Origin of the sequence: Mesorhizobium australafricanum (genome assembly GCF_033977265.1) — a bacterium.
Classification (GTDB): domain Bacteria; phylum Pseudomonadota; class Alphaproteobacteria; order Rhizobiales; family Rhizobiaceae; genus Mesorhizobium; species Mesorhizobium australafricanum.
Genome location: NZ_JAVIIT010000006.1, coordinates 257,319 through 283,030, shown reverse-complemented (window position 1 = coordinate 283,030; position 25,712 = coordinate 257,319). Strand labels below are relative to the sequence as shown.

Below are 25,712 nucleotides of genomic sequence, written 5' to 3'. Positions count from 1 at the left end.
GACTAGGATTGCCGGCGCACCGTCGCAAGTACGACGCCTTGGGCCAGAAAACAGCGGCCTATTCGGCGGCCACCTTTTTCGGTTCGGCCTCTTCCTCGGCGTCGAACAGCGAGGGCTGCTCGCTGCTTTCGACCGCATGCAGTGTCGGCCGGCTATTCTTGGACGAGAAGCTGAGCAGCCAGCCGGAGAAGTTTTCGAAATAGACGTAGATGACCGGCGTGACGAACAGCGTCAGCGCTTGCGAGGCGAGCAGGCCGCCGACCACCGCGACGCCGAGCGGCTGCCGCAATTCGGCGCTGGCGCCGGTGCCGAGCGCGATCGGGAACGTGCCCATCAACGCGGCAAGTGTCGTCATCATGATCGGCCGGAAACGCATCAGGCAGGCCTTGTGGATGGACTCCTTCGCCGACATGCCCTGTCGCCTGAGCTCCAGCGCGACGTCGACCATCATGATGCCGTTCTTCTTGACGATGCCGATCAGCATCAGGATGCCGATCACCGCGATCACCGAAAGGTCCATCCCGGCGAAGCGCAGCGCCACCACCGCGCCCAGCACCGCCGAAGGCAGGCCGGTGAGGATGGTGAGCGGGTGGATGAAGCTCTCATAGAGCATGCCGAGCACGATATAGATCGTCAGGATGGCCCCGCCGATCAGCAGGCCCTGGTTGGCCAGCGAATCCTGGAAGGTCTTGGCGGTGCCGGCAAAGCTGGTCGAGATCGCCGTCGGCATGCCGATCTGTTCCTTGAGCCGATCGATGCGGGTCACCGTATCACCGAGCGAAACACCCTGCGGCAGATTGTAGGAGATCGTCACCGCGGGCAGCTGTCCAAGCTGGTTGACCGTCAAGGCGCCGGCGGTGCGGTCGACACGGGCGAAGGCGCCAAGCGGCACCAGACTGCCGCTCGCCGTCCTCACCTGGATGGCGAGCATCCGCTCGGGCGACCATTCGATCTTGGGATCGAGCTCGGTGATGACCTGATAGCTGTCGGCCGAACCGAAGATCGTCGAGACCTGGTCGGTGCCGAAGCCACCATAGAGGGCGGAGCGCAGCGTGTCGGTGTCGATGCCGAGCTGGGCGGCCTTGTCGCGGTCGACCACAAGCGACGCCTGCAGGGAATTGTTCTGCAGATCGCTGGTGACATCCGTGAAGTTGGTATGGTCCGCCGCCATCGCGTCATTGAGCTTCTGCGCCCAGATATCGGTCTGGCCGGTATCGAGCCCCTGAACCACGAGCTGGTAGGCGCTGGCCGACGACCGCGACCCGAGCCGCAGGTTCTGCACCGGTTGCATATAGGTCTCGATGCCCGCCACGCCCGCCAGCTGGCGCCTCAGATCCGACAGCACCTTCTCGATGTTGGGACGCTGATCCTTGCCCTTGAGCTGAACGAAGAGTTGCCCCTGGTTCAGCGCATTGCCGCCGCTGCCTGCCGACCAGGCCACATGGTCGACATAGGGCGACTTCGAGAACACGCTGGCCACCTGCCCTTGCAGCTTCGCCATGGCGTCGAACGAGATGTCCTGGCGCGCGATCGTCGTCACCGATATCTGGCCGATATCTTCCTGCGGGAAGAAGCCCTTCGGCGAGACCTGGATCACCCACACCGACGCCGCGGCGGTGGCGATGAAGACCAGGAAGATCAGAAAGGTGTGGCGCAGGCAGAAGCTCAGCAGCCAGTCATAGCTACGGGTGACGATGTCGTGCCTGTGGCCGGCGCCATGCGCCTCGCGATCGGCCTTGCTCACCGACAGCAGCCGCGAACAGAGCATCGGCGTCAGCGTCAGCGACACGAACATGGAGGCCAGGATGGCGACGGTCACAACGACGGCGAATTCGTTGAAGATGCGGCCGATGACGCCGCCCATCAGAAGCACCGGGATGAACACCGCCACCAGCGAGATCGAGATCGAGATGATGGTGAAGCCGATCTCGCGCGCGCCCTTCAGCGAAGCGTCGAAGGCCGACAGCCCATCCTCCTCCATGTGGCGGAAGATGTTTTCGAGCATGACGATGGCATCGTCGACGACCAGGCCGACCGCGAGCGTCAATCCCATCAGCGAGATGTTGTCGATGGAAAAGCCGAACAGGAACATCGCGCCGAGGGTGGCGATCAGCGAGATCGGCACCGCCACCGCCGGGATGATCGTCGCCGTCACCCTGCGCAGGAACACGAAGATCACCATCACCACCAGCGCGATAGTCAACAGCAGCGTGAACTGAACGTCGTCGACGGCCTGGCGGATCGAAGTCGAGCGGTCGTTGAGCAGCTTGATCGAGGCCGCCGCCGGCATCTGGTCCTGGAAGGACGGCAGCATTGCCTTGACCTTGTCGACGACGTCGACCGTATTGGCGTCGGGCTGGCGCTGCACGGCCATGATGATCGCGCGGGTGCCGTCGTACCAGCTCGCCGTCGTCGTGGTCTGCACGGAATCGACCACGCGGGTCACCTCCCCCAGCCGCACCGGATGGCCGTTCTTGGTAGCGATGATGAGGTTGGAGAAGCCGGCCGCATCCGTAAGCTGCGTGTTGGCGGTGATGGTCAGTTGCTGCTTGTTGTTCTGCAGCACGCCGAGCGGGGTGTTGCTGTTGGCGGAAGCGACGGCCGCCTGCAACTGGTCGATCGAGATGCCGCGCGCGGCAAGCGCTGTCGGATCGATCTGGATGCGCACCGCGTATTTCTGCTGGCCGAAGATCGAGACCTGCGCCACGCCGTCGATGGTCGAGAGCGACGGCGAGATCACGTTTTCAGCGAAAGCGTCGAGATCGGTCAGCGGAACCGTGTCGCTGACCAGCGACATCAACAGGATCGGCGCGTCGGCCGGGTTCACCTTGCGATAGCTTGGCGGCGCCGTCATCTGCGACGGCAGCGATCTCTGCGTGCGCGCGATCGCCGCCTGCACGTCGGCGGCCGCCGCGTCGATATCGCGGTTGAGCACGAACTGGATAGCGATCGAGGTCTGGCCGAGCGAGTTGGTGGTCGAGATCGAATCGATGCCGGCGATCGTCGCGAACTGTTTGATCAGCGGCGTCGCCACGGAAGTCGCCATCGTCTCCGGCGACGCGCCGGGCAACGACGCGGAGACGTTGACCACCGGAAATTCGGCGCTGGGCAGAGCCGCCACCGGCAGGAACTTGTAGGCAAAGATACCGCCCAGCACCAGGGCGAACGACATCAGAAGGGTGGCGACAGGCTTGCGGATGCAGAATTCGGAGATCATTGTCTCGCCCCGCCGGCCTTGTCGGCCTCCGCAACCTTGGGCGGTGCCTGGTCACCGGATCCGGCTGCCTTGCCTTCATGCACCGCCGCGCCATTCTTCAATCGTGTCTGGCCTTCGACGACCACCTTCTCGCCGCTCTTCAGACCGTCGCTGATGGCGCTGTTCGCGCCCTCCGTCAGCGCCACCTGCACCGGACGCATCTCCACGGTGTTGTCCGGCTTTACGACATAGACGAACGGGCCCTTCTGGCTGGGCTGCACCGCGACCGTCGGAACCGAGGTCATATGCGGCATCGTGCCGGCCTCGAGCACGACATTCACATACTGTCCGGGCCACAGCGAAAGATCCGGGTTCGGTATGCTCGCCCGCGTGGCGATGGTCCCGGAGGCCGTATCGACGCTGGAATCGACGAAATCGAGCGTGCCCTTGCCGATCGGCGTGGGATCGCCGTCCTTGGTCAGCGCCACGCCGCCTTGCTGTGGGTCGGCGAGCGCCTTATGCAACAGGGCAAGGTTGCTTTCCGGCAGCGTGAAATTCACCTGCAGCGGATCCATCTGCGTGATGGTGACCAGCGGCGTCGTGCTGCTTGAGTTGCCGTTGCTGGCGGTGACGAGGTCACCGACCGAGACGTTGACGGCGCCCAACCGGCCCGCGATCGGCGCCGAGATGGTCGCGTAGCTCAATTGCACGGTATCGGCGTCGATGGTCGCCTTGTCGGCGTCGATGGTCGCGGCCGCGGCTTTCTGCGCCGCCAGCGTCTGATCGTAGGTCTGCTGCGTGCCGGCCTGCTTGGCGACAAGATCCTTGGCGCGCTGCAGATCGGCCTGGGCGCTCACCAGCATCGCCTGGTCCTTGACGAGCGTCGCCTGATCCTTGGCCAGTTGCGCCTTCAGCGCGCGATCGTCGAGCGAGAACAGGACATCGCCTGCCCTCACCATCTGACCGTCCTTGACATCGATGGACACGATCTGGCTGGAAATCCGGGCATTGATGTTCACCACCGACGGGGAGGAAACGAAGCCGATGGCATAGCGGCGGATCGGGAAATCGGCGGTTGTCGCGGCGACGGAAACGATCGAGGCGGAACGCGGACCGCCGCCTTTCGCATTGTCCGAAGCGTTGGCCGTCTTGTCGCTGTTCGCCGTCTTGTCCGTGGCTGCCGCGTCAGCCTGCTTGCCCGAAATCAACTGCTGGACCTTGGCTAACGTCGTGGGCGAAAAATAGAGCCCGGCGCCCGCCAGGCAGGCGAGCGCCACAACCGCAAAGGCAATTTTCGCGCGCATCGACAAGCCCTCTACCCGACACGCCGATCCCGGTGGTCCATTTTAGCTCGATTCACGGCCTCGTGCCGCGATTTTCGTGAAGTAGATAGAACAAGCCTTTGGCGGAAAAGGGCCAATACGCGGCATTACGAAGATTTAATGTGCAGCGCACAATAGTTGGGCAGCCGGCTAACCTGGCCGCGCACGTCTTTCCAGCCGATCCGAAAAGCTGCTAGCGGAGCATCGGCCACAGCGTTGCCACAAGCAGCACACCCATGGCGATGTTGAACCATTTCAGCCGCACCGGATCCGACAGGAAACCGCGCAACGCCGTGCCGAAGCCGGCCCAGACGGACACGCTGGGCAGGTTGACGATGGTGAAGGCGATCGAGATCAGCCCCACCGAGACGAACGGGTGATCGGGGTTGGTGTAGACGGCCATGGCAGTGATGGCCATCACCCATGCCTTGGGGTTGACCCACTGGAACGCAGCGGCGTCGATGAAGCGCATCGGCCGCCCCTCCGCCCCTTTTCCGTCGCTCATCGACCGCGACATGGCGATCTTCCAGGCGAGGTAGAGCAGATAGGCGGCGCCCGCAATTTTCAGCGCCGTATGCAGCGCCGGGAACGCCGTCAGCACGGCGCCAAGCCCGAACCCGACGGCCAGCAGCAGGACCAGAAACCCGATGCTGATGCCCAGCATGTGCGGAACCGTCCTGGCGATGCCGAAATTGACGCCGGAAGCGAGCAGCATGAGGTTGTTCGGCCCGGGGGTGATCGAGGTCACTAAGGCATAGACCAAAAGGGCAAGGAACGCGTCAACCGACATGATATCCTCCCAGATATGTCAGCCTTACTGTCCTTTTGGCAAACGCGCAAAAGCCAGAAGCAGGCAACTGCCGGGCCAAAAGCTGAAAACGGGATAACGCCGATCGTCCTGGTCACATTCCCTGCGGGCCGCGGTTCATCGCGGCTACGCCGGTGCGGCAGATCTCGACCAGCCCGAGCGGCTTCATGATGGCGATGAACTGGTCGAGCTTGGAGCCCTTGCCGGTTATCTCGAAGATGAAATGCTCGGTGTTGGCGTCTATGACCGAGGCGCGGAATGCATCCGCAAGCCGAAGCGCCTCGACGCGGGCATCGCCGGTGCCGGCTACCTTGACCAGCGCGAGCTCACGCTCCAGTGGTCGCTCCTGCCCAAGCTCATGCGAGCGCACGGTCAGGTCGACCACCCGGTGCACCGGCACGATGCGCTCGAGCTGGTTCTTGATCTGCTCCATCACATGCGGCGTGCCGCGCGTCACGATGGTGATGCGCGATAGGTGCTTCTCATGCTCGGTCTCGGAAACGGTCAGGCTTTCGATGTTGTAGCCGCGCCCGGAGAACAGTCCGATGACGCGGGCAAGCACACCCGGTTCGTTGTCGACCAGCACCGAAAGCGTGTGCGTTTCCGGCTTCTCGGTTTCCTTGGCGATGAAATAGGCGGAGCCGGTCGGTTGAAGGTGCTGTGCGTTCATGACGTGAATCTCGATTTCAAATTCTTGAGCTAGTTCTCTGTTTGCGCACGGCTTCTTGCGACAAGCCCTGCCTGGTCCGTCAGACCAGTTCCCTGCCCTTGGCGTCGATGGCGTTGGCGACTGCCTCGTCGGTGGCCTCGTCGGGCAACAGCATTTCATTATGCGCCTTGCCGGACGGGATCATCGGGAAGCAGTTGGCCAAAGTCGCCACACGGCAATCGAACAGCACCGGCTTCTTGACCGAGATCATCTCCTTGATCGCGTCGTCCAGCTCATCCGGCTTGTCGCAGCGGATGCCGTGCCCGCCATAGGCCTCCGCCAGCTTGACGAAATCGGGCATTGCTTCGGTATAGGAATGCGACAGCCGGTTGCCGTGCAGCAGCTGCTGCCACTGGCGCACCATGCCCATATACTGGTTGTTCAGGATGAAGATCTTGATCGGCGCCTCATACTGCACTGCCGAGCTCATTTCCTGCATTGTCATCTGCACGGAAGCGTCGCCGGCGATGTCGATGACCAGTGCGTCCGGATGCGCGATCTGCACGCCGAGCGCCGCCGGCAGGCCGTAACCCATCGTGCCCAGCCCACCGGAGGTCATCCAGCGGTTCGGCTTGTCGAAATGGTAGTGCTGCGCCGCCCACATCTGGTGCTGGCCGACCTCGGTGGTGATGTAGGTGTCCATGTCCTTGGTCAGCGCGTAGAGCCGCTGGATCGCATATTGCGGCATGATGACGTCGTTGTTCATCTTGTAGGCGAGCGAGTCCCTGGCGCGCCATTTCGCGATCTGCTCCCACCACGGATAGAGCGCCTTCTTGTCGGTCTTGGCGGTCGCCCGCCATAGCCGCACCAGATCCTCCAGCACCCGTCCGACATCGCCGATGATGGGCACGTCGGTGTGGACGTTCTTGTTGATCGACGACGGGTCGATGTCGATGTGGATCTTCTTCGAGTTCGGCGAGAACGCGGTGAGCCTGCCGGTGATGCGGTCGTCGAAGCGGGCGCCGATGCAGATCATCACATCGCAATCATGCATGGCCATGTTGGCTTCGTAGGTGCCGTGCATGCCGAGCATGCCGAGCCAGTTCTTGCCCGATGCCGGATAGGCGCCAAGCCCCATCAATGTCGAGGTGATCGGGAAGCCGGTGAGGTCGACCAGCTCGCGCAGCAGGTGGCTGGCTTCCGGGCCCGAATTGATGACGCCGCCGCCCGAGTAGATGATCGGCTTCTTGGCGCCGGCCATCAGTTCGACCGCGGCCTTGACCTTCTCCAGGTCGCCCTGGACCTTGGGCTGGTAGCTGGTGCGCGGCGCCGTCTGCGGCGGCACGTAGATGCCCTTGGCGAACTGAACGTCCTTCGGAATATCGACCACGACCGGGCCGGGGCGGCCGGTCGTCGCGACATGGAAGGCTTCATGGATGGTGGCCGCGAGGTCGTTGACGTCCTTCACCAGCCAGTTGTGCTTGGTGCAGGGCCGCGTGATGCCGACAGTGTCGCATTCCTGGAAGGCGTCGGAGCCGATCAGCGAGGTCGGCACCTGGCCGGTGAGGCAGACCAGCGGGATCGAATCCATCAGCGCATCCTGCAGCGGCGTCACCGCATTGGTGGCGCCGGGGCCGGACGTGACCAGGAGCACGCCGGCCTTGCCGGTCGAGCGCGCATAGCCTTCGGCCGCGTGGCCGGCGCCCTGCTCGTGCCGGACCAGAATGTGCTCGACCTCGTCTTGTTGAAAAATTTCATCATAAATTGGAAGAACGGCGCCGCCCGGATAGCCGAAGACGTGCTTGACGCCGTTGTCCTTCAGCGCCTGCACCACCATTTCGGCGCCCGTCATCTCGCGCCGCTCGTTCTGTCCATTGCTCATCGGTTTGGTCCCGTATTGTCCGCCGTCTGGCGATTGCTGGTCGTTTAGTTGGATTTCAGGCAATAAAAAAGGCCCCCGAGGGAGCCTGTGTGATGCGCATGGGAGGTTTTCGCCCGGCGGTTACACCGCCTTGCCCACGCGCAAGCCTACGAGAATGAGTGCCGTTTTCATGGGCGCGGACAATAAGGGCGAAAACGCGGGCTCGTCAATGGGGTGCCGCGTGAATTCCCTCGCCTACGCGAACGGCACGTTCGCGCTACCATAGTACAGTTGAGCGCACCTCCCCGAGGAACCACTATGCGCTGGCACATGCGGAGGAGAACAAATGCTCGAGAGAACACCCACCACCAAGGCGCAAGCGCTGCTCGACAAATTTGGCAAGGCGTTGGAAGCCGGCGACATCGACAGCGCCGTCAACTGCTTCCAGGCCGACTGCTACTGGCGCGACCTCGTCACCTTCACATGGAATTTGAAGACGATGGAGGGCCGCGACCAGGTTCGCGACATGCTGCAGGCGACGCTGGCCAACACCAAGCCGACCGGCTGGGCGGTAGCCAAAGGCGAGGAAGCAAGCGAGGACGGCGGCATCATCACCGCCTGGATCACCTTCGAGACGAGTGTTGCGCGCGGCTTTGGCCTTGTGCGGTTCAAGGGCGACCTGATCTGGACCCTGCTGACCTCGATGGCGGAGCTGAAAGACCATGAGGAGAAGGCAGGCTTCACCCGCCCCCTCGGCGCCAAGCACGGCCACGGCAAGGGCCGCAAAACGTGGCGCGAGGAGCGCGATGACGAAATCGCCGAGCTCGGCCATTCCCGGCAGCCCTATGTCGTCATCATCGGCGGCGGCCAGGGCGGAATTGCTCTTGGAGCTAGGCTGAAGCAACTCGGCGTGCCTGCCATCATCGTGGAGAAGAACGAGCGTCCAGGCGATTCCTGGCGCCGGCGCTACAAGTCGCTCTGTCTGCACGACCCGGTCTGGTACGATCACCTGCCCTATATCGACTTTCCGAAGAACTGGCCGGTCTTCGCGCCGAAGGACAAGATCGGCGACTGGCTGGAGATGTATACCAAGGTGATGGAGCTGAACTACTGGTCCTCCACCACCGCGAAATCCGCCAAGTATGACGAGAAGGCCAGGGAATGGACAATCGTCGTCGAGCGCGACGGCAAGGAGATCGTGCTCAAGCCCAAGCAGCTGGTGCTGGCGACCGGCATGTCGGGCAAGGCGAACTGGCCGAAATTCAAGGGCCAGGACATATTCAAGGGCGAGCAGCAGCACTCCTCAACCCATCCCGGCCCGGACAAGTACCGTGGCAAGAAGGTGGTGGTCATCGGCTCCAACAACTCGGCGCACGACATCTGCGCAGCACTATGGGAAGGCGGCGCGGACGTGACCATGGTGCAGCGCTCGTCCACCCACATCGTCAAATCCGACACGCTGATGGATATCGGCCTCGGCGCCCTCTATTCGGAGCAGGCGGTCGAGAACGGCATGACGACGCGCAAGGCGGACATGATCTTCGCTTCGCTCCCCTACCGCATCCTGCACGAGTTCCAGATTCCGCTTTACGAGCAGATGAAGGAACGCGATGCGAAATTCTACGAGGACCTGGAAAAGGCCGGCTTCATGCTCGACTGGGGCGATGACGATTCAGGCCTTTTCATGAAGTATCTACGCCGCGGCTCCGGCTATTACATCGACGTCGGCGCCTGCGACCTCGTCATCGACGGCTCGATCAAGCTGAAAAGCGGACCCGGCGCGGCAGTGCAGGAGCTCACGGAGACCGGCGTGAAATTCGTCGACGGCACCGAATTGCCGGCCGACCTGGTGATCTATGCGACCGGCTACGGCTCGATGAACGGATGGGCCGCGGACCTTATCTCGCAGGAGGTGGCCGACAAGGTCGGCAAGGTCTGGGGTCTGGGTTCCAGCACCACAAAAGATCCCGGCCCATGGGAAGGCGAGCAACGCAACATGTGGAAGCCGACGCAGCAGGAAGCGCTGTGGTTCCATGGCGGCAACCTCCACCAGTCGCGCCACTACTCGCAGTATCTGTCGCTGCAGCTGAAGGCGCGCCAGGTTGGTCTGCCGACTCCCGTCTACGGGCTGCAGGAGGTCCATCACAAGGGATAGATCCCTCCCGAACCTATACCAGCAAAGGCGTGGCTCTCGCCGCGCCTTTGCTGGACGGCCGACGAAGCTTTTCCTTCAGCCGAGCGCGACGCGCTGGTGCTCTCAGCCGGCTGGGATTCACTGCATTCGTCCGGCTGATATGCCACCAGCGCGCCTTCACCGTCGAAGCAGAGACACATCGGCCTTCTCCTCCCGGGCTTCGCGGCCGGCTAAGCTGCCTTTTCAGCCGCGAACCTCTCCACCACCCGCTCCAGCAACGGCACGTAATCGCGAAAGGCTCGTGTCTTCATGTCGGCGATCTTGCCGCCCTCGTCCCAGATGCGCACGCGCACCGCTTCCTCGTGAAACGGATTGCTGCGGAACTCCTCTACTTCCTCGGCACTCATCGGCCCGCCTTGCAGCGACAGCGTATGGACCGAGGCCGGCGACAGCTTGCTGAAATAGGTCGGATCGGTGGCGCACAGGTAACGCTTGGCTGAGACATGCAGCCTGACGCATTCGACGATGATCGGCGGAAAGAACGGCGCAAGCACCTCGCCGCCTGCCTCGTCATGGTGCTTGTCCTCGACGTCGTCCGGCGAATAGGTGCCGAACTCGCTGGTATAGTGACCGATGTCGTGCAGCAGCGCCGCTGCCACCAGTTCGTCCGGCGCGCCGTCCTGCTCGGCAAGCCAGGCGCCCTGCAGCATATGCTCGGACATCGTGACGGGCTCGCCGAGATAGGACTCAGCCCCGCGGCGCTCGAAGATGTCGGCGATGAATTCGACGATGTTGCCTGTGTTCAATTCGCTCGGGTTCATTCGGCCGCCTCCTTGAAATCGTGCTCGATCGCCGCCAGCGTCGACAGCAGGCCGTCCTTGTCGGCGTAGCAGCCCTGCAGCCAACGCTTGCCGCTGCCGGAAAACGCCTTGCGCGCATGCATGACGCGGGTGTTGTCGACGATGAAGGACTGCCCCGCTTCGAGCTTGAACGTCACCTCGAAGGCAGGATCCTCGATCAGTTCGGCGAACCGGCGATAGGCCGCGTAGTATTTGTCCATGTCGGCGAACGGCACGTCGACGGCCGGCGCCAGCGAACGATTGTTGAAGCGGATGCAGATGAGCTCGCCGTCGGGTCCGAGCTCGATCATCGGCCGCTTGGACTGCAGCCGCACGCCTGATGAGCCGGCATATTCGAAGCGTGCCGGATAGGAAGAGAGCAGCCGGAAGCCCGCGGGGTTTTCCGCCTGAAGTGCTGCCGCCACCGCAAACCCGTCGACGACGCTGGATTCGCCGCCTTCGACCGTGTTCTCGATACAAGCCAGGATCTGCAGCGTCGGCACCGGGTCGCGATAAGGATTGTCGGTGTGCGCCTGCAGGCCGAGATTGGTGTAGGCGAGATTGTTCGGGTTGACCTCGGCACGCACCTCGAACCAGCGCCCGTAATTGGTCTCCCGGATATAGCCGAAAAGATCGGCCACCTTGCACAGCGCGCCGGATTCGGCAGGCAGGCCGTCCATGACGGCAAAGCCATGGCTGCGTACCGCGGCCAACCATTGCCGCAGCACATCGCTGTCGCGACTGGCGTCGGCATAGGCCGCGCGCGGCACGGAATTCTGCATCGTGGCTTTCGTCCAGCGCCGTATGTCGCCTCCCGTCCAGCCGGGCTCGCGAGCCCCCTGGCGATCGTAAGCATGGCTGCGAAGCCAGCCTGCGGGAAAACCGACGGTCTTGCCTTCGGGAGCGAACGTGACTTCGAGCACCTCGCCCTTGATCGAGGCCGCGCCGATCCGCGTCTCGGCCGGAATGTCGAGGATGGTGATCAGCCTCTGGCCGTTGCCGGCGCTGCGTGTCTTGTCGTCCAGCGCATTGTCGCGCAGCCACATGGCGTGGAAACGGCTGCGCTCTCCATCCTTCCAGCCAAGCTCGATCGTTCGTCCCTCGTCGCTTAGCGTCGCTCTCGTCAGCATGTCCGGAAGCTCCCATCTCTACCCGCCACTGCGAGCACGGATTGCATGCTGACTTCGTCAAAGGCATAATTCAAATTATCGTTTTTCAGGTAATGGCACTAAATTCATGATGGCTGGAAGAACGTTCGATCCGATGCCTCCTCTCGACTGGCTGCGCAGTTTCGAGGCAGCCGCCCGCCTGTCGAATTTCACCGCCGCGGCTGCTGAACTCGGGCTCACCCAAGCCGCCGTCAGCCAGCACATCCGTTTCCTGGAAGAGCGGCTTAGGACGCGATTGTTCGCGCGCCTGGCGCGCGGCGTGGCCCTGTCGCCGGAGGGCGCGGCCTACCTTCCCCACATCCAGTCGGCATTCGCGACTATCGGCTACAGCACGAACGAGTTGTTCGAGCCGCGCGCGGTGCAGACCGTCAGCATCCGCGTCCCCATCTCCTTCGCCCTGCTGGTGCTGGTCCCGGCTCTTCCCGACCTGGCAAAGGCGCTGCCGCGGGTGAGGCTCGATCTGGTGACCATCCATCGGCCGACCGATTACGACCAGCCGGGCTCAACACTCGACATACGCTTCGGCAACGGATCCTTTCCCGGGCGCGAGGCCGACCGGCTGACCGTCGAGCGGCTTGTCCCGGTCGCCGCTCCGACACTCGCCCGTGATGACGACTGGACATCGTTGCCGCTGCTCTTGGTGGCCGGCGCGCGCGAGATGTGGGCGGAATGGTTTGCGGCCTCCGGGCTTGCCGGCCATTCCCGGCGCTCACATCGCTTCGACAGTTTCGTCGCCGCCATGGAAGCGGCGAAGGCCGGGGCCGGAGCCCTGCTGGGCTCTCGACCGCTGGTCGACACCGCGCTCAAGGATAATGTTCTCGTCAAGCTTTCGGATTTCGAGCTTTCGAGCCCATCGGGTCATTTCCTGACAAGGCCGTCATCGTCGCGGCTATCCGGTGCCGAGCAGGATTTTCGCCGCTGGCTTCTGTCGCACATTGCCGGACCTTCAGGATAGGGCCGCTGCTCCTATCCGTTTCCAGTAGATAAGGGTGCCGGTCAGCCCGCCATGCGGCTTCAGCGCATAGTCCGGTATCTCGCCGGTCAAGGTGAAACCAAGTTTCTCATAGAGCCCGGCCGCGCCCTCTTCGCTCGCCGTGTCCAGTACCAGCAGCGTGCGGTCTTTCTCAACGGCCAGTTCTTCGGCGGCTCGCATCAGGCGGGTCGCGACGCCCTTGCCGCGATGGTCCCGGCCAGTCATCAGCTTGGCGATCTCGGCGCGGTGCGGCTGGTTGGCCGGGAAGTCGAGGAGCAGCGTGACGGTGCCGGCAAGGGCCTCGCCCTGCCATGCGCCCAGCACCGCCCTTTCGCCGCGCGCGGCCGCCGCAAGCGACTTGCGCCAGAAGTCCCGGGCTGCTTCCGGCGACAATGGATGCATGAAGCTCACCGACCCGCCGGCGGCGATGGTCTCGATCAAAAGATCGGCCAGCATTGCGGTGGTTGCCGCGTCGCCGGTCAACGCCCGGATTTCAAGGGAGTTCATGCTGGTGCTCTCCAGGTAACGAGGCGTCGGGGGCAAGGTCATTCGAAATGGCTGATCCGCCCGCGCCGTCGCGACCGTCTAATTTCAGCGATACGCTCGGCGTCGTCCTCGCTGAGATAGCGGCCGCGCTCCAGTATTTCGAGCGTATATTCCTCATAGGTCAGCCCGAGCCGCTCGGCCCTTGCCAGCCGCATCAGCATGACGGCATGGCTCGGCGCCTTCCAGGCCTTGTCGCGGGCGGCTCGCCAAGCCAGGAAAATGTAGGCGTCCCCCTTGCCCCAGGGCGGGCCGTCATAGTCGTCGAGCGGCGGCCCGCCATTGTGCGAGCGTTTTGGCCGGCGAGACATCGGGATCAGTCCCTGACCAGCGCCACGAGATACTCCGCCGCATCCGGTCCGTGAGCATGAAAGACGCAGTCCGCGGGGGCACCCAGTGCAAGGCAGTCACCGGGCTCAAGCCTGTGCACCACATCGCCCTCGGTAAAATCCAGCCTTCCGTACATCAGCCATATCTGCTGCTTGATGAAGGCGTAGGATGCGGCCGGAAGACTTACCTTGGCGCCTGCCGGCAAGCTGACCCTGATCAGCTCGAGCGGCATCTGCGATGCCGGCGACAGATGCCGCCTGATGTAACCGGTTGCCGGATCCTGCCAGACCGGCTGCTCGTCCTTGCGCGAAACGCCGCCGCCTTGCATCTCGGCCCGTGCGATCAGCGTCGACAGCGTCATGCCGAAGGCCGCCGCGATGCGCACCAGGAGCGCCGCGGTCGGACTGGTCGTACCGCGTTCGATGGCGCTCAGCATCGCCTTCGACACGTCCGAGCGCTCGGCAAGCCCGGCCAGCGACCAGCCCCTCACCGTCCTTTCGGAGCGTATCCGTCTACCGATCGTCGCCGTGATGTCATTCGATATATCATCCATTCGTCCAATATATAGGAATTGCGCAGTCTGAGAAGAGGCTATTCGATCGAATTGTCACGGCTGGCTTAACACCGCCTACACCATTCGACCTCACCTGACTTTAACCCGGGTTGGGTAGGGTCGACGCTCCAGGGAATGGGACCAGGTCAGCCATGTTTGTCGAACGCGAAGCCTCCGTTGGCGAACCGATTTCGCAGGAGCGCCGCAATGCCCTGCAAAGCGACAAGCGCATTCTCGGCAATGTCGTGCAATGCGACGGCGCGCGCGCCACAATCAGCGCCTATGCCGAGGATGCCGACGGCACGGTCACCGGCCAGTGGACGGTCGGCAAGATGATCTCCATCAATCTCGGCGCCACGCGCACGGTCGGCCTTGTCTATGAGATCGGCAAATCGGATCGCGCCTGGAGCAACGAGGGCCAGAACCCGATCGAGGTCAGCATCGAATTGATCGGTGAAGTGCGCGACGGCGTCGAACCCGGCGCCAAGCCGGTCTTCGACCGCGGCATCACCGCCTATCCGCATATCGGCGCTGTCGCCCATCGCATCCGCACGCGCGACCTGCAGGCGGTCTACGATCTCGCCGGGCGCCATTCGGTCACCATCGGCACGTTGTCGCAGGATGAGTCGATCGATGCCAACATCGCCATCGACGACACGCTGGCGCGCCATTTCGCCATCGTCGGCACAACCGGTGTCGGCAAATCCACGGCGGTCTCGCTGCTGCTGCGCAAGTCCATCGAGGCGCGGCCGGATCTGCGGGTGCTTATCCTCGATCCGCACAACGAGTTCGCCGCCTCGCTGCCGGAATATTGCGTCAAGGTCGATTCCAAGACGCTCGACCTGCCGTTCTGGATGTTCAGGCTGGAGGAATTCGCCGAAGTGCTGTTTCGCGGCCGCGAGACGGTGCCCGAGGAAGTGGATGTGCTGCGCGACCTGATCCCGGCCGCCAAGAACCTCTACCGCAACCCGAGTTCCGGAACCTATGTCAGGCGCGGCAGCGACGCGCTGACGGCGGACACGCCGGTGCCCTACCGCATCGCCGATCTCATCAAGCAGATCGACGAGCGCATGGGCATGCTCGAAAGCAAGAACGACCGCCCGACGCTGAAGTCGCTGAAGACGCGTATCGAATCGGCGGCCGCCGACCCGCGTTACCGCTTCATGTTCAATTCGCGCCTGATCGAGGACACGATCCACGAAACGATCGGCAATATTTTCCGGGTCCCCAGCCACGGCCGCCCGGTGACCTGCTTCGAGATGGCGGGCATGCCTTCGGAAGTTGTCAATTCGGTCTGCTCGGTGCTGGCGCGCCTGGCCTTCGACCTGGCCTTGTGGAGCGAGGGCCGGCTGAGGCTGCTCGTGCTTTGCGAGGAAGCGCACCGCTACATGCCGGCCGATCCCCGCCTCGGCTTCGCACCGACCAGGCACGCGCTGTCGCGTATCGCCAAGGAAGGCCGCAAATATGGCTGCTATCTGGGCGTCGTCACCCAGCGCCCCGGCGAGCTTGACCCGACCATCCTGTCGCAGTGCTCGACGTTCTTCGCCATGCGGCTTGCCAACGAGCAGGACCAGGCGATCATCCGCTCGGCGATCGCCGACTCCTCGGCCTCGACGCTGGCGTTCCTGTCCTCGATGGGGCAGCGGGAAGCCATCGCCTTCGGCGAAGGCGTGGCGACGACCATGCGGTTGAAATTCGAGAAGCTGTCGCAGGAGTTCATCCCCGGCACTGCCAAAGGCGAGCAGATCGAGCCCTCCGTGGACGGCAACGACGTCGATCTGGCCATGATCGTCGAGCGGCTTCGCAACGTGCCGAAGCCGCAGCAGGCCATGGCCTTCGCCGAGGCGGTGGACTCCTCCCGCCAGGCCGGCGACCCGGACTATAAGAAGCCTGCTAGCGCCTCGCGCGTGCAGCCGGACGACGACTTCGACACACGCTACGGCCTGAAGCCCTCAACCTTCGGCATGCGCCAGCTGAACGACTGAACCTGCAGCGTCGCAAGGTAGGTAAATTCCGACAGGGAATTCGTCAGGCCGAGTCGGATGGTGCCGTTTGCGAGAACCGGCCTACGCCGGCCGTAGCCTTCATGGACGGAGACACTTGTGAGGGCTTCGGCCGGCGAAGGCCGGAGCGGAGCGGACATCAAGTCCGTGAGCACCGGAAGCCCAGCAAACGGCGGCATACGGCAGGCCTCACGAATTCATCTTCGGAATTTTATGCGCAGACGCGGTTGCGGCCTTGCTTCTTCGCCTCATAGAGCTGTCGGTCGGCGCGGCGGTAGAAATCCTCCGCGCTCTCCTTGTGGTCCCAGACGGCAAGGCCGACGCTGGTGGTGACCTTCAGCCGCACATTGCCCGACAGGATCGACATGCTGGCGATCGCCTTGCGGATGCGCTCGGCGAATCTGGCAAGCAGTTCGACATCCATGTTGGGCGTGACGACGGCAAACTCCTCGCCGCCCAGCCGCGCCACGACATCGTGATAGCGCGTCATGCCTCTCAGGCAGGTGGCGACAGCCCTCAGCACTTCGTCGCCGACATCGTGACCATGCGTGTCGTTGACCTGTTTGAAATGATCGAGGTCGAGGATCATCAGCCCGACCGGCCTGTCGATGCGGCGAAACTCCTGGAGATATTCACGCAGCGCATCGTCGAAATAGCGGCGGTTCTGCATGCCGGTCAGGCCGTCGGTGAGGGCTGCCTGCTCGAGCGTTTGCGAACGGGCGCTGAGCGAAACCGTCATGGCCCTGAGCTTGCCCTCTTCCCGCACCTGGCCGCGGATCAGCGGGTAGATGAAGAAGGTCCCGAAGAACAGCGCGGTTGCCAGCAGCGCACCGGTGACGAACAGCAATTTGTTGAGATAGACGATCTTGTCGACGCGCGACGCGGCATCGAGGTCGGAGGCGATGTCCTGCAATTGGCCATAGGCATGGAAGGTCACCAGGCCGGCGGCCAGGATCACGAAAATAAAGACGAAAAATGCGGATTCCGCCTTATGGAAACGCATCAACTCCCCGCGGCTCTGTAACCGCTGAGGTTATGGCATGGCGGGCCTTACGGACCGTTAACCCGGACAACCTTGGCGAGAATTAGAGCTAAGGATATTAAGGTACTGATTGAAAAAGCTTTTAGTCAGCCCAGGACCGCCGGTTCGTCGCCCGGCCGCAGCCTACGCCACTCCGCGCCCAGCTGGTGCCTGAACCAGGTCGACTGACGCTTGGCGTACTGCCGGGTCGCGATCTTGGCGCGTTCGATCGCTTGAGGAAAGCCCGATTGTCCGGCCATCGCCGCCTGCAGCTCGCGCACCCCGATCGCTTTCATCGCCGGCAGGTCCGGGTCGAGGCCGAGCGCCGTAAGCTGACGCACTTCCTCCAGCGCGCCCTTGTCGAGCATCTGGTCGAAACGCGCCTCTATGCGCCGGATCAGTTGCTCACGGTCCGGCTCGATGACCAGGAAGCGTGCGCTGTCCCGATCGATCAGCGGGCGGCCGCGCGCCGCCTGCCATTCCAGGATCGAGCGTCCCGAAGCGTCGAGCACTTCGAGTGCCCGCACGATACGCTGGCCGTCGGTCGGCCTGAGCTGCTTGGCCACAGCAGAATCCTCATGCATCAGCAGGCGATGCAGCCTTTCGGCCCCTTGTTCCTTGAGCTCGTAGCGCCAGCGCTCGCGGACGGACGCCGGAATGTCCGGCATATCCGAGATGCCTTCGGCCAGCGCGCGGAAATAGAGCCCGGTGCCGCCGACGAAAACGACCGGACGGCCCGACAGGACGCCGTCTTCTATCAGCCTCGTCACATCGCGCAGCCAGGCGCCGGTGGAATAGGCCGTCGAGGGATGCACATGGCCGTAGAGGAAATGCGGAACGCGGGCCATCTCGGAGGCCGTCGGCCGCGCCGTCAAGACATCGAGCACCGAATAGCCCTGCATGGAATCGGTGTTGACGATGACGCCGCCGCCACGTTCGGCAAGATCGAGCGCCAGCGCCGACTTGCCGCTGGCTGTCGGCCCGGCTATCAGGATCGCGTTCTTGACGCGGCCTTCGCCCGCCTGCCTGCCGGAATTCTCGATGCCGCTGATCGCCACGCTAGTGTCCCGCCCAGAAGCCCGCGCCGTGCCGGCCTCGCTTGCGAATATGGCCTTGCGGGCCGCCGGCGCAAGCGCCGTTCATTGGCTGGCTGAAGACGTTGCCTGCGATCTCGATTTGCCGCAGACACCGGATATCGGCGAAATGACCGCCAATCTGCGCGCCGCACTGGCTTCCGAGCCGGTCGACGTTATCGTCCAACCGGCCGAAGGCAGGCGAAAGAAGATCCTGCTTGCCGATATGGATTCGACCATGATCGACCAGGAGTGCATCGACGAGCTCGCCGACGAAATCGGCGTCAAGGACCATGTCGCGGCGATCACCGCGCGCTCGATGAATGGCGAGATCGCCTTCGAGCCCGCCTTGCGCGAGCGCGTCGCCTTGCTGAAAGGCCTCGACACCGCCGTGGTCGATCGCATCATCGTCAACCGGCTGACGCTCGCCGCCGGCGGCCGCGCCTTGGTGCGGACGATGCGCGCCAACGGCGCCTGGACGGCACTGGTCTCGGGCGGCTTCGACGTCTTCACCAGCCGCATCGCCGATATGCTGGGCTTTCAGGAAAACCGGGCCAACCGCCTGGTCGAGAAAGGCGGCAAGTTCACCGGCATGGTGGCGGAGCCCATCCTCGGCCGCGCCGCCAAGGCCGAAGCGCTGCTCGACATTGCGGCGAGGGTCGGACTGACGACCGCGGATGCCATCGCCGTTGGCGACGGCGCCAACGATCTCGACATGATCCGCCTTGCCGGCACCGGCGTCGCCCTGCACGCCAAGCCGACGGTGGCGGAGCAGGCGCGGATCCGCATCGATCACGGCGACCTGACCGCACTGCTCTATCTCCAGGGCTACCGCCGGGATGAGTTCGTCGAATGACGCCGATCCGCACCGAGCGCCTGATCCTGCGCAATTGGGAGGAGCGCGACCGCGCGCTGTTCCACCGCATCAACTCCGACGAGCGCGTGATGGAATTCTTTCCGTTCCGCCGCGACCGCGCTACCGCCGACGCCATGATGGATAAGTTCCGATCCTGGATCGCCGAGGACGGCTATGGTTTTGCCGCCGCCGAGATCGCGGCCACCGGCGAGTGCATCGGCTTCGTCGGCCTCCTCGAAACCGATCATGTGCCCTCCCTGCCGACCAGCACGATCGAGATCGGCTGGCGGCTGGCACCGGAATACTGGGGCAAGGGCTATGTCACCGAGGCGGCGGAGGCCTGGCTCGCCTACGGCTTCGACACGCTGGGCGTCAACGAGATCGTCTCCTTCGCCGTGGCCGACAATCATCGCTCCACCGCCGTCATGAAACGCCTCGGCATGAGCGCCGACCCGGCCAGCGACTTCGACCATCCCGACATTCCGGACAGCCACCCCGCGCTCAAGCGGCATGTGCTCTACAGGCTTTCGGCCGAGGATTGGCGGGCAAGAAAAAAGGCGGCTGGTTAGCCGCCTTTTTGATTTCGCCGGATTGAAAGCTCAATCCATCCGGATCGTCACGAAGCGCAACTCGCCGGTCTTGGAAGCCAGCATCAAGAGCGCATTCTTGCGGCCCTGCTCCTTCAGCGCGCCGATCCGGTCCATCACATCCTTCGGCGTGCCGACCGATTCCTGCGCGATCTCGGTGATCACCTCGCCGGGCTGGATGCCGCGCTCGGCCGCGGCCGAATCCTTGGCGACATCGGTGATGACCACGCCGGACACATCCGCCGCGATGCCGAACTTCTGCCGCGTCTGGTCGTTCAGCTCGCCGACCGTCATGCCAAGCACCGAGGCCGTCGACACCGGAGGGGTTGCCTTGTCGGTATTGCCCTGGTCGGTGTTGCCGTTCTCGCCGCTGGCCAGCTTCTCGCCGTCCTCGAGGCGGCCGAGCGTCACCTTGACGGTCTGCTCGACGCCTTTGCGCACGATGACGACGTCGACCGCCTTGCCGACCGGGCTTTCGGCGACGACGCGCGGCAAGTCGCGCATTTCATGGATATCCTTGCCGTCGAACTTGATGATGACGTCTCCGGCCTGCACGGAACCGTTGTCCACCGGCCCGCCCTTGATGACACCGGCCACCAGCGCGCCCTTGGCGGTTGCCATGCCGAGGCTTTCGGCGATGTCGTCCGTCACGGGCTGGATGCGAACGCCAAGCCAGCCGCGCCGAGTCTCGCCATATTGGCGGAGCTGGTCGACCACACCGGCGGCAAGCTGCGAGGGGATGGAGAAACCGATACCGATCGAGCCGCCCGACGGTGAGATGATCGCCGTGTTGATGCCGATGACTTCACCATTGGCGTCGAACAGCGGGCCGCCGGAATTGCCGCGATTGATGGCAGCGTCGGTCTGGATGAAGTCGTCATAGGGTCCGGAATTGATGTCGCGATTGCGCGCCGAGACGATGCCGACAGTGACGGTGCCGCCCAGGCCGAAGGGGTTGCCGATCGCCATCACCCAGTCGCCGACGCGCATCTTGGTGGAATCGCCGAACTTCACCGCCGTCAGCTTGTGGCCTTTGGGATCGACCTTCAGCACCGCGACATCGGTCTTGGTGTCGGTGCCGACGAGCTTCGCCTTCAGCGTGATACCGTCGGAGAAATTGACCTCGATATCGTCGGCATCGGCAATGACGTGGTTGTTGGTCACCACGATGCCCTGGTCGGCGTCGACAACGAAGCCGGAGCCGAGCGACTGCACTTTCTGACCGCCGCCACCGCCCTTGTCGCCACCACGGTTCTTGAAGAAATCGTCGAAAAAGTCCTGGAACGGCGAGCCCTCGGGCAGTTGCGGCATCGGCACCGCGCCCGGCCCCTCCGTGCCTTTCACCGTCTGCGAGGTCGAGATGTTGACCACTGCGCCGAGCAGGCGCTCGGCGAGATCGGCGACCGAAGGCGGTCCGTCGGAGGCGATCGTCGGGGTCACGAAGGACGGAACGGCAACAATGCCGACCACGAACGCCGTGGCGCCGGCGAAGAACGTACGCCGCGCCGCGCGCAACAGGGTGTCGGATATCATCGTGGCCTCCCGGTGTTTCTAAGAAAAGGAAAGGCGCGTTCCGCAACGACGCCCGTCCGGTTCATGTTGGCAAGAAATACGGCACGTTTGCGGCTATGGCTGTCGGCGAAGGATAAATCGTCAATTGCCGCGGCACTAGGACATGATGCCGGCTCTTAGGAATTTTCATCAGCCGCGGACCAGCCACACAATGGCGACGCCGACGGCGATCGCGACCAGTCCTCCGATCCGCAGTGCGTTCTCGGGCATTGACAGCACTTCCGTCGCCAGTTTCCGGGCCAGGCCCGGAAACCCGCCATAGACCAGGCCCTCTATCACCAGGACCAGGCCGATCGCCGCGACAAAATCCTGCACCGCCGCTACTGGGCGGTGCTGGGTTGCGCGGCCGGTGCCGCGGGGGCCGCCGGTTGCCCCGATCCAAGTTGCGATGCCGCCGGCTGCCCGGGCTGAGGCTTGCTATGCGGATCGCGGAAGTAGCGGAAGAACTCGGACTCGGGCGAGAGCACCATCGTCGTTCCGGTATTGTCCAGCGCCGTGCCATAGGCGTTCATCGAGCGATAGAAGTCGAAGAAGGCCGGATCGCGCTTATAGGCGTCCGCGAAGGTGGCGCTGCGCTGCGCCTCGCCCTCACCGCGCAGAATCTCCGATTCTTTCTGCGCCTCGGCGACGATCTCGACGACTTCGCGGTCGGCCCGCGCCCTGATGCGCTGCGCCGCCTCGTTACCGCGCGCCCTCAGACGCTCAGCCTCAGCCAGGCGCTCGGCCTTCATGCGGTCATAGGTCTGCTGCGAGACCTCCGCCGTCAGATCCGTCCGGCGGATGCGCACATCCTCGATGTCGAGGCCGAGCGACGTCGCATCGGGGCGAAGCTGATCGCGTACCTCGCGCATCATGACGCCGCGCTCCTCGGAGAGCGCGGCCTCGAAGTCGCGCAGACCGTAGACCCGGCGCAGCGCCGCATCGAGACGCGTCCTCAACCGCGCTTCGGCCAGTTCCACCTGTCCGGACACCGCCGCGCGGAAAGTGCGCGGATCCGAGATACGGTAGGCGATGAAGGCATCGACCTCGTAGAACTTGCCGCCCGAGACCTGGACGCGGATGTTGTCGAGGTCGAAGCGCATCACCCGCTTCTCGACCATTTGCACGCTGTCGGCATCGAAGAAGGCGAACGGCGCCTTGAAATAGACGCCAGGCTCGCTCTTGACGTCGATGATTTCGCCGAACCTGAGCACGATCGCCTGCTGGCCGGCATTGACCACGAAGATTGACGAGTAAAGCAGGAACAACAGGACAACCGCGATGACGGCGATGATGGGAAGGCGGTTTGCCATCACTGGTTACCTCCCGTCGTCGCGCCCATGGGGGCCGGCTGCGCTTTCGGCTGCAATGCCGGCAGCGGCAGGTAAGGCAACACGCCCTGACCGCTGCCCTGCTCGACGACGACCTTGTTCGAGTCCTTCAGGATCTTCTCCATGGTTTCGAGATAGAGGCGCTTGCGCGTGACGTCGGGCGCCTTGGCGTATTCGTTGTAGACGGAGATGAAACGCTGCGCCTCGCCTTCCGCCTCCTGCACGACGCGGTTCTTGTAGGCCGCCGCGTCCTCGCGCACCTGTGCCGCCTGGCCGCGTGCCTGGCCGAGCTTCTGGTTGGAGTACTGATTGGCCTGCTCGACGAACTTGTCCTCGTCCTGTTCGGCGCGCTGCACCTCGTCGAATGCGTCGGCCACCTCACGCGGCGGCGCTGCGTCCTCGATCGAGACCGCGTTGACCTGCAGACCCGTCTTGTAGCCGTCGAGGGTGCCCTGGATGATCTCGCGCACCGCGGTTGCGATGCCCTGGCGATCGTCGCGGAAGATGTCCTGCGCCGGTCGCCGGCCGACGACTTCGCGCATGGCGCTCTCGGCGACCTGGGCCAGCATGCCGTCCGGATCGGAAACGGCGAACAGATAGGCCTTGGGATCGGAGACCTGGTAGGCGACGGAGAACTGCACGTTGACGATGTTCTGGTCGCCGGAGAGCATCAACCCGGAGCCGCTGGTCGCGCCGCCGCCGACGCTGACGAGTTGCTCGGAGATCTTGGCCGTCTCGACCGTTTCGATCGGCCACCAATGGAAATGCAGGCCCGGCTGCGAAAGCTCGGCCTTCGGCTTGCCGAAGCGCAGTTCGACCGCAACCTCGTCAGGCTGGACGGTGTAGATCGCCTTGAAGGCCCACAGCACTATGAGGGCGAGTGCTACCAGCCCGAGCACGGCCGGGCTGCTGCCCCCGCCGCCCGGAAGCGCGCGCCGCAGCCTGTCCTGGCCACGACGGATGATATCCTCAAGATCGGGAGGCGAACCCTGCGGGCCGCTCGGCCCTTTCGGTCCCTGCCCCCAGGGCCCCTGATTGCCGCCGCCGCCCCATGGGCCGCCGCCACCGCTTTTGTCGTTCCAGGGCATGAATGTCCTTTCGCTTCGGTTCCCTCAGGCCTTACGGCGCAATCCTAGCGCATGACCCCGAAAACCCATATCGGATTTCGGAAAGGAAACATGCGCCAAAATCAAAGTTTTACAGCGACCTCTTGCGCGTCCGGTTGGACGCGCGCCGCTGTAGCATCGTTCTTCTATAGGGACGCCTCGACCCGCTTTCAACGCGGTCCGCCGCCGGCGCCATCCGATTTGGGCTTGCAGCGACCCTTTGTCGTCGTCAATGACCGTCGCGTCGGCGCTCGTACACCGTATAGCGCGTGGCGTGGCTATCCTTCTCGCCGGCGGGAAAATCCTCGGCGCTGACGACTTGCCAGGTGTTTGGGTCGATCGGCGGGAAATGTGCGTCGCCATCGACGCTGGCCAGCACATGCGTCACATGCAGCCGGTCGGCAAGCGGCAAAGCCTGCGCATAGATCTCGCCGCCGCCGACAACGCAGATCTCCTCGGCGCCCGCCATGCAGCGGCCGCGCACCTTGGCCAGCGCGATCGCGTCATCCAGCGAGTGGACCACCTCGATGCCTTCGGCGCGCCAGGCCTTGTCGCGCGTCACCACGATGTTGAGCCGGCCGGGCAGCGGCCGGCCTATGCCTTCATAGGTCTTGCGGCCCATGATGATCGGCTTGCCCATCGTATCGGCCTTGAAGCGCTTGAGATCGGTGGAAAGCCGCCACGGCAGGCCGCCTTGGCGTCCGATCACGCCGTTTTCGGCGATGGCGACATAGATTGCGATGTCCATCAGCCGCCGTTCCCGCCCTTGTCCGAAGGCTCGAGCAGCAGGATGTCGATGTCGTGCTCGGGATAGAAGTCCCTCGCCGTCATCTCGAACGTCGTCGGGCCGACCTTGCGGACATTGTCGCCGCAGAAGGATACCAGATTGTCGGCGCCGCCCTTGTCGATGGTCAGCTTGAAGTCGCCTATGGTCCCAGTCGCCCAGTTGCCGCCGGTGGTCAGGATATAGGCGATGCGGTTCTCGTAATATTTCGGATAACCGTCCGGATTTGCCTTGGCCGCCTTGCGCACCGCGTTGTCGAATGTCTGATCCATGCAATAGCGGGTCTTGTAGGTGTCGTATTGCGGGCTCTGGAACTGGCCGTCGGAGAAGAAGCTGACCGAGGACGTGCCGCCGACGCTCGGCTTGTAGCGGTGCGAAACGTGGACCTCCTTGTTGGCCGGGAAGGTCGAGCGCCACCAATAGGTCGAGCGCAGCTGCCAGAACGGCACATAGGCGGTCTGCATGCCCGAGCCGTCATCGGCGGTATCCTCGATGATGATGCCGCGATCTTCCCAATCCTCGGTGACGTCCTTGGGCAGCTTCGCAAGCGCCGCTTTAGCGGCATCGCCGAACGGATAGAGCGGCACGTTCTGCGCCTTGAGATCCGCGGTGATGTCGATGCCGAGTGCCAGGGCCTTTTGCTCCAGTTGCGGCTTCGCATCGACGCCATCGATCGTCACCTCGAAGCCGAGGAAATTGTCGCTCTGCGCTTCCGGGATCGCCGGCATCTCGTTCGGATCGCCCGAAATGTCGGGCATCGGGAACGCTACGATAGAGCTGACGTCCTTGTCGGTGTTGTTGCGGAACACATAGTCGACCGTCACCTTTTCCGGCGAGATGAAAAGGTCCTCGCTTTGCATGGCGACGGCGTCGCTGCGCGACAGGATCAGGCCGCCGGTGCCGAGCTCGGCGACGGAATCATTGGCGAAGGCCGGAGCGGCCATGACTGCCAGCGCTGCGGTCAGTACGGTGCGTAACATGGACTCCCCTCTCTGCGGCGATACCGGGACCGGCCGGATGCGC

23 protein-coding genes are annotated in these 25,712 nt (G+C 63.8%); 5 read left to right on the top strand and 18 right to left on the bottom strand.

Translation table 11 applies throughout. From position 1 onward, the window contains the following. Nucleotides 1-58: 58 nt before the first annotated feature. The 5 genes from RFM98_RS14540 to RFM98_RS14520 all read right to left on the bottom strand — a co-directional run bounded on the left by RFM98_RS14540 (nt 59) and on the right by RFM98_RS14520 (nt 7,857). Entirely contained in the window at nt 59-3,217 is a 3,159-nt protein-coding gene (locus RFM98_RS14540; protein ID WP_320309520.1) for an efflux RND transporter permease subunit, read from the bottom strand. Beyond that, on the bottom strand, nt 3,214-4,500 hold the full coding sequence (locus RFM98_RS14535; protein WP_320309519.1) for an efflux RND transporter periplasmic adaptor subunit: 1,287 nt from the start codon (nt 4,498-4,500) through the stop codon (nt 3,214-3,216). The genes RFM98_RS14540 and RFM98_RS14535 overlap by 4 nt, the downstream gene beginning before the upstream one ends. 211 nt (nt 4,501-4,711) lie before the next feature. Beyond that, nucleotides 4,712-5,308, bottom strand: coding sequence for a LysE family translocator (locus tag RFM98_RS14530; protein WP_320309518.1), 597 nt, complete (start codon nt 5,306-5,308; stop codon nt 4,712-4,714). Between the two features lie 112 nt (nt 5,309-5,420). Next, nucleotides 5,421-5,996: an acetolactate synthase small subunit gene (ilvN, locus tag RFM98_RS14525; protein ID WP_126093159.1), complete on the bottom strand. Its 576-nt coding sequence runs from the start codon at nt 5,994-5,996 to the stop codon at nt 5,421-5,423. Nucleotides 5,997-6,075: 79 nt separating this feature from the next. Beyond that, nucleotides 6,076-7,857: an acetolactate synthase 3 large subunit gene (locus RFM98_RS14520; protein WP_320309517.1), complete on the bottom strand. Its 1,782-nt coding sequence runs from the start codon at nt 7,855-7,857 to the stop codon at nt 6,076-6,078. 325 nt (nt 7,858-8,182) lie between these two features. Here RFM98_RS14520 and RFM98_RS14515 point away from each other — a divergent pair, with 325 nt between their 5' ends. Then, nucleotides 8,183-9,991, top strand: a complete 1,809-nt coding sequence (locus tag RFM98_RS14515) for an NAD(P)-binding domain-containing protein (protein ID WP_320309516.1) — start codon at nt 8,183-8,185, stop codon at nt 9,989-9,991. Nucleotides 9,992-10,200: 209 nt separating this feature from the next. Here the strand turns inward: RFM98_RS14515 and tmpB are convergent, their stop codons facing one another. Then, nucleotides 10,201-10,791, bottom strand: coding sequence for a (R)-1-hydroxy-2-trimethylaminoethylphosphonate oxygenase (gene tmpB / locus RFM98_RS14510; RefSeq protein ID WP_320309515.1), 591 nt, complete (start codon nt 10,789-10,791; stop codon nt 10,201-10,203). Beyond that, nucleotides 10,788-11,939 (bottom strand): 2-trimethylaminoethylphosphonate dioxygenase, encoded by a 1,152-nt coding sequence (gene tmpA, locus RFM98_RS14505; protein ID WP_320309514.1) that lies wholly within the window; start codon nt 11,937-11,939, stop codon nt 10,788-10,790. The genes tmpB and tmpA overlap by 4 nt, the downstream gene beginning before the upstream one ends. 109 nt (nt 11,940-12,048) lie before the next feature. Here tmpA and RFM98_RS14500 point away from each other — a divergent pair, with 109 nt between their 5' ends. Further along, on the top strand, nt 12,049-12,933 hold the full coding sequence (locus tag RFM98_RS14500; protein WP_320309602.1) for a LysR family transcriptional regulator: 885 nt from the start codon (nt 12,049-12,051) through the stop codon (nt 12,931-12,933). On the opposite strand, the gene RFM98_RS14495 is transcribed toward RFM98_RS14500, so the two are convergent. The 3 genes from RFM98_RS14495 to RFM98_RS14485 are packed head-to-tail and all read right to left on the bottom strand — an operon-like array spanning nt 12,925 to nt 14,377. Then, complete coding sequence (locus tag RFM98_RS14495) at nt 12,925-13,458, bottom strand: GNAT family N-acetyltransferase (protein ID WP_320309513.1); 534 nt, start codon at nt 13,456-13,458, stop codon at nt 12,925-12,927. The two genes, RFM98_RS14500 and RFM98_RS14495, sit on opposite strands and share 9 nt — an antisense overlap. A gap of 38 nt (nt 13,459-13,496) precedes the next feature. Beyond that, nucleotides 13,497-13,805 (bottom strand): hypothetical protein, encoded by a 309-nt coding sequence (locus tag RFM98_RS14490; RefSeq protein WP_320309512.1) that lies wholly within the window; start codon nt 13,803-13,805, stop codon nt 13,497-13,499. Between the two features lie 5 nt (nt 13,806-13,810). Continuing rightward, complete coding sequence (locus tag RFM98_RS14485) at nt 13,811-14,377, bottom strand: helix-turn-helix domain-containing protein (protein WP_320309511.1); 567 nt, start codon at nt 14,375-14,377, stop codon at nt 13,811-13,813. 152 nt (nt 14,378-14,529) lie between these two features. Between RFM98_RS14485 and RFM98_RS14480 the strand changes: the two genes are divergently transcribed. Further along, the gene (locus RFM98_RS14480; protein WP_320309510.1) at nt 14,530-16,362 is read left to right on the top strand and encodes an ATP-binding protein; all 1,833 of its coding nucleotides are present in this window, start codon (nt 14,530-14,532) and stop codon (nt 16,360-16,362) included. A 229-nt stretch (nt 16,363-16,591) separates the two neighbouring features. Here the strand turns inward: RFM98_RS14480 and RFM98_RS14475 are convergent, their stop codons facing one another. Then, nucleotides 16,592-17,383, bottom strand: coding sequence for a GGDEF domain-containing protein (locus RFM98_RS14475; RefSeq protein WP_320213247.1), 792 nt, complete (start codon nt 17,381-17,383; stop codon nt 16,592-16,594). A 125-nt stretch (nt 17,384-17,508) separates the two neighbouring features. After that, entirely contained in the window at nt 17,509-18,453 is a 945-nt protein-coding gene (gene miaA, locus RFM98_RS14470) for a tRNA (adenosine(37)-N6)-dimethylallyltransferase MiaA (protein WP_320309601.1), read from the bottom strand. Here miaA and serB point away from each other — a divergent pair. Together serB and RFM98_RS14460 are read left to right on the top strand one after the other, a co-directional pair. Next, the gene (gene serB / locus RFM98_RS14465) at nt 18,443-19,330 is read left to right on the top strand and encodes a phosphoserine phosphatase SerB (RefSeq protein WP_320309509.1); all 888 of its coding nucleotides are present in this window, start codon (nt 18,443-18,445) and stop codon (nt 19,328-19,330) included. The two genes, miaA and serB, sit on opposite strands and share 11 nt — an antisense overlap. Further along, nucleotides 19,327-19,899: a GNAT family N-acetyltransferase gene (locus RFM98_RS14460; RefSeq protein ID WP_320309508.1), complete on the top strand. Its 573-nt coding sequence runs from the start codon at nt 19,327-19,329 to the stop codon at nt 19,897-19,899. Before serB ends, RFM98_RS14460 begins: the two co-directional genes overlap by 4 nt. Before the next feature lie 30 nt (nt 19,900-19,929). Here RFM98_RS14460 and RFM98_RS14455 read toward each other — a convergent pair whose 3' ends face one another. From RFM98_RS14455 to RFM98_RS14430, 6 genes are all read right to left on the bottom strand, one after another. Continuing rightward, a complete protein-coding gene (locus RFM98_RS14455) occupies nt 19,930-21,450 on the bottom strand; it encodes a DegQ family serine endoprotease (RefSeq protein ID WP_320309507.1) in 1,521 nt (506 codons plus the stop codon). A 168-nt stretch (nt 21,451-21,618) separates the two neighbouring features. Next, nucleotides 21,619-21,804 (bottom strand): DUF2065 domain-containing protein, encoded by a 186-nt coding sequence (locus tag RFM98_RS14450; protein ID WP_127228865.1) that lies wholly within the window; start codon nt 21,802-21,804, stop codon nt 21,619-21,621. Between the two features lie 5 nt (nt 21,805-21,809). After that, a complete protein-coding gene (gene hflC / locus RFM98_RS14445; protein ID WP_320309506.1) occupies nt 21,810-22,781 on the bottom strand; it encodes a protease modulator HflC in 972 nt (323 codons plus the stop codon). Then, nucleotides 22,781-23,887: an FtsH protease activity modulator HflK gene (gene hflK, locus RFM98_RS14440; RefSeq protein WP_320309505.1), complete on the bottom strand. Its 1,107-nt coding sequence runs from the start codon at nt 23,885-23,887 to the stop codon at nt 22,781-22,783. Before hflK ends, hflC begins: the two co-directional genes overlap by 1 nt. Nucleotides 23,888-24,134: 247 nt before the next feature. Beyond that, the gene (locus tag RFM98_RS14435; RefSeq protein WP_320309504.1) at nt 24,135-24,653 is read right to left on the bottom strand and encodes a dihydrofolate reductase; all 519 of its coding nucleotides are present in this window, start codon (nt 24,651-24,653) and stop codon (nt 24,135-24,137) included. Then, the gene (locus RFM98_RS14430) at nt 24,653-25,669 is read right to left on the bottom strand and encodes a DUF4424 domain-containing protein (protein ID WP_320309503.1); all 1,017 of its coding nucleotides are present in this window, start codon (nt 25,667-25,669) and stop codon (nt 24,653-24,655) included. The genes RFM98_RS14435 and RFM98_RS14430 overlap by 1 nt, the downstream gene beginning before the upstream one ends. Nucleotides 25,670-25,712: the final 43 nt, after the last annotated feature.

Coding starts and splice junctions, on each gene's coding strand:
- RFM98_RS14540 (WP_320309520.1), bottom strand. CDS start 3,217: ATGATCTCCGAATTCTGCATCCGCAAGCCTGTCGCCACCCTTCTGATG.
- RFM98_RS14535 (WP_320309519.1), bottom strand. CDS start 4,500: ATGCGCGCGAAAATTGCCTTTGCGGTTGTGGCGCTCGCCTGCCTGGCG.
- RFM98_RS14530 (WP_320309518.1), bottom strand. CDS start 5,308: ATGTCGGTTGACGCGTTCCTTGCCCTTTTGGTCTATGCCTTAGTGACC.
- ilvN (WP_126093159.1), bottom strand. CDS start 5,996: ATGAACGCACAGCACCTTCAACCGACCGGCTCCGCCTATTTCATCGCC.
- RFM98_RS14520 (WP_320309517.1), bottom strand. CDS start 7,857: ATGAGCAATGGACAGAACGAGCGGCGCGAGATGACGGGCGCCGAAATG.
- RFM98_RS14515 (WP_320309516.1), top strand. CDS start 8,183: ATGCTCGAGAGAACACCCACCACCAAGGCGCAAGCGCTGCTCGACAAA.
- tmpB (WP_320309515.1), bottom strand. CDS start 10,791: ATGAACCCGAGCGAATTGAACACAGGCAACATCGTCGAATTCATCGCC.
- tmpA (WP_320309514.1), bottom strand. CDS start 11,939: ATGCTGACGAGAGCGACGCTAAGCGACGAGGGACGAACGATCGAGCTT.
- RFM98_RS14500 (WP_320309602.1), top strand. CDS start 12,049: ATGGCTGGAAGAACGTTCGATCCGATGCCTCCTCTCGACTGGCTGCGC.
- RFM98_RS14495 (WP_320309513.1), bottom strand. CDS start 13,458: ATGAACTCCCTTGAAATCCGGGCGTTGACCGGCGACGCGGCAACCACC.
- RFM98_RS14490 (WP_320309512.1), bottom strand. CDS start 13,805: ATGTCTCGCCGGCCAAAACGCTCGCACAATGGCGGGCCGCCGCTCGAC.
- RFM98_RS14485 (WP_320309511.1), bottom strand. CDS start 14,377: ATGGATGATATATCGAATGACATCACGGCGACGATCGGTAGACGGATA.
- RFM98_RS14480 (WP_320309510.1), top strand. CDS start 14,530: ATGTTTGTCGAACGCGAAGCCTCCGTTGGCGAACCGATTTCGCAGGAG.
- RFM98_RS14475 (WP_320213247.1), bottom strand. CDS start 17,383: ATGCGTTTCCATAAGGCGGAATCCGCATTTTTCGTCTTTATTTTCGTG.
- serB (WP_320309509.1), top strand. CDS start 18,443: ATGCCGCTGATCGCCACGCTAGTGTCCCGCCCAGAAGCCCGCGCCGTG.
- RFM98_RS14460 (WP_320309508.1), top strand. CDS start 19,327: ATGACGCCGATCCGCACCGAGCGCCTGATCCTGCGCAATTGGGAGGAG.
- RFM98_RS14455 (WP_320309507.1), bottom strand. CDS start 21,450: ATGATATCCGACACCCTGTTGCGCGCGGCGCGGCGTACGTTCTTCGCC.
- hflC (WP_320309506.1), bottom strand. CDS start 22,781: ATGGCAAACCGCCTTCCCATCATCGCCGTCATCGCGGTTGTCCTGTTG.
- hflK (WP_320309505.1), bottom strand. CDS start 23,887: ATGCCCTGGAACGACAAAAGCGGTGGCGGCGGCCCATGGGGCGGCGGC.
- RFM98_RS14435 (WP_320309504.1), bottom strand. CDS start 24,653: ATGGACATCGCAATCTATGTCGCCATCGCCGAAAACGGCGTGATCGGA.
- RFM98_RS14430 (WP_320309503.1), bottom strand. CDS start 25,669: ATGTTACGCACCGTACTGACCGCAGCGCTGGCAGTCATGGCCGCTCCG.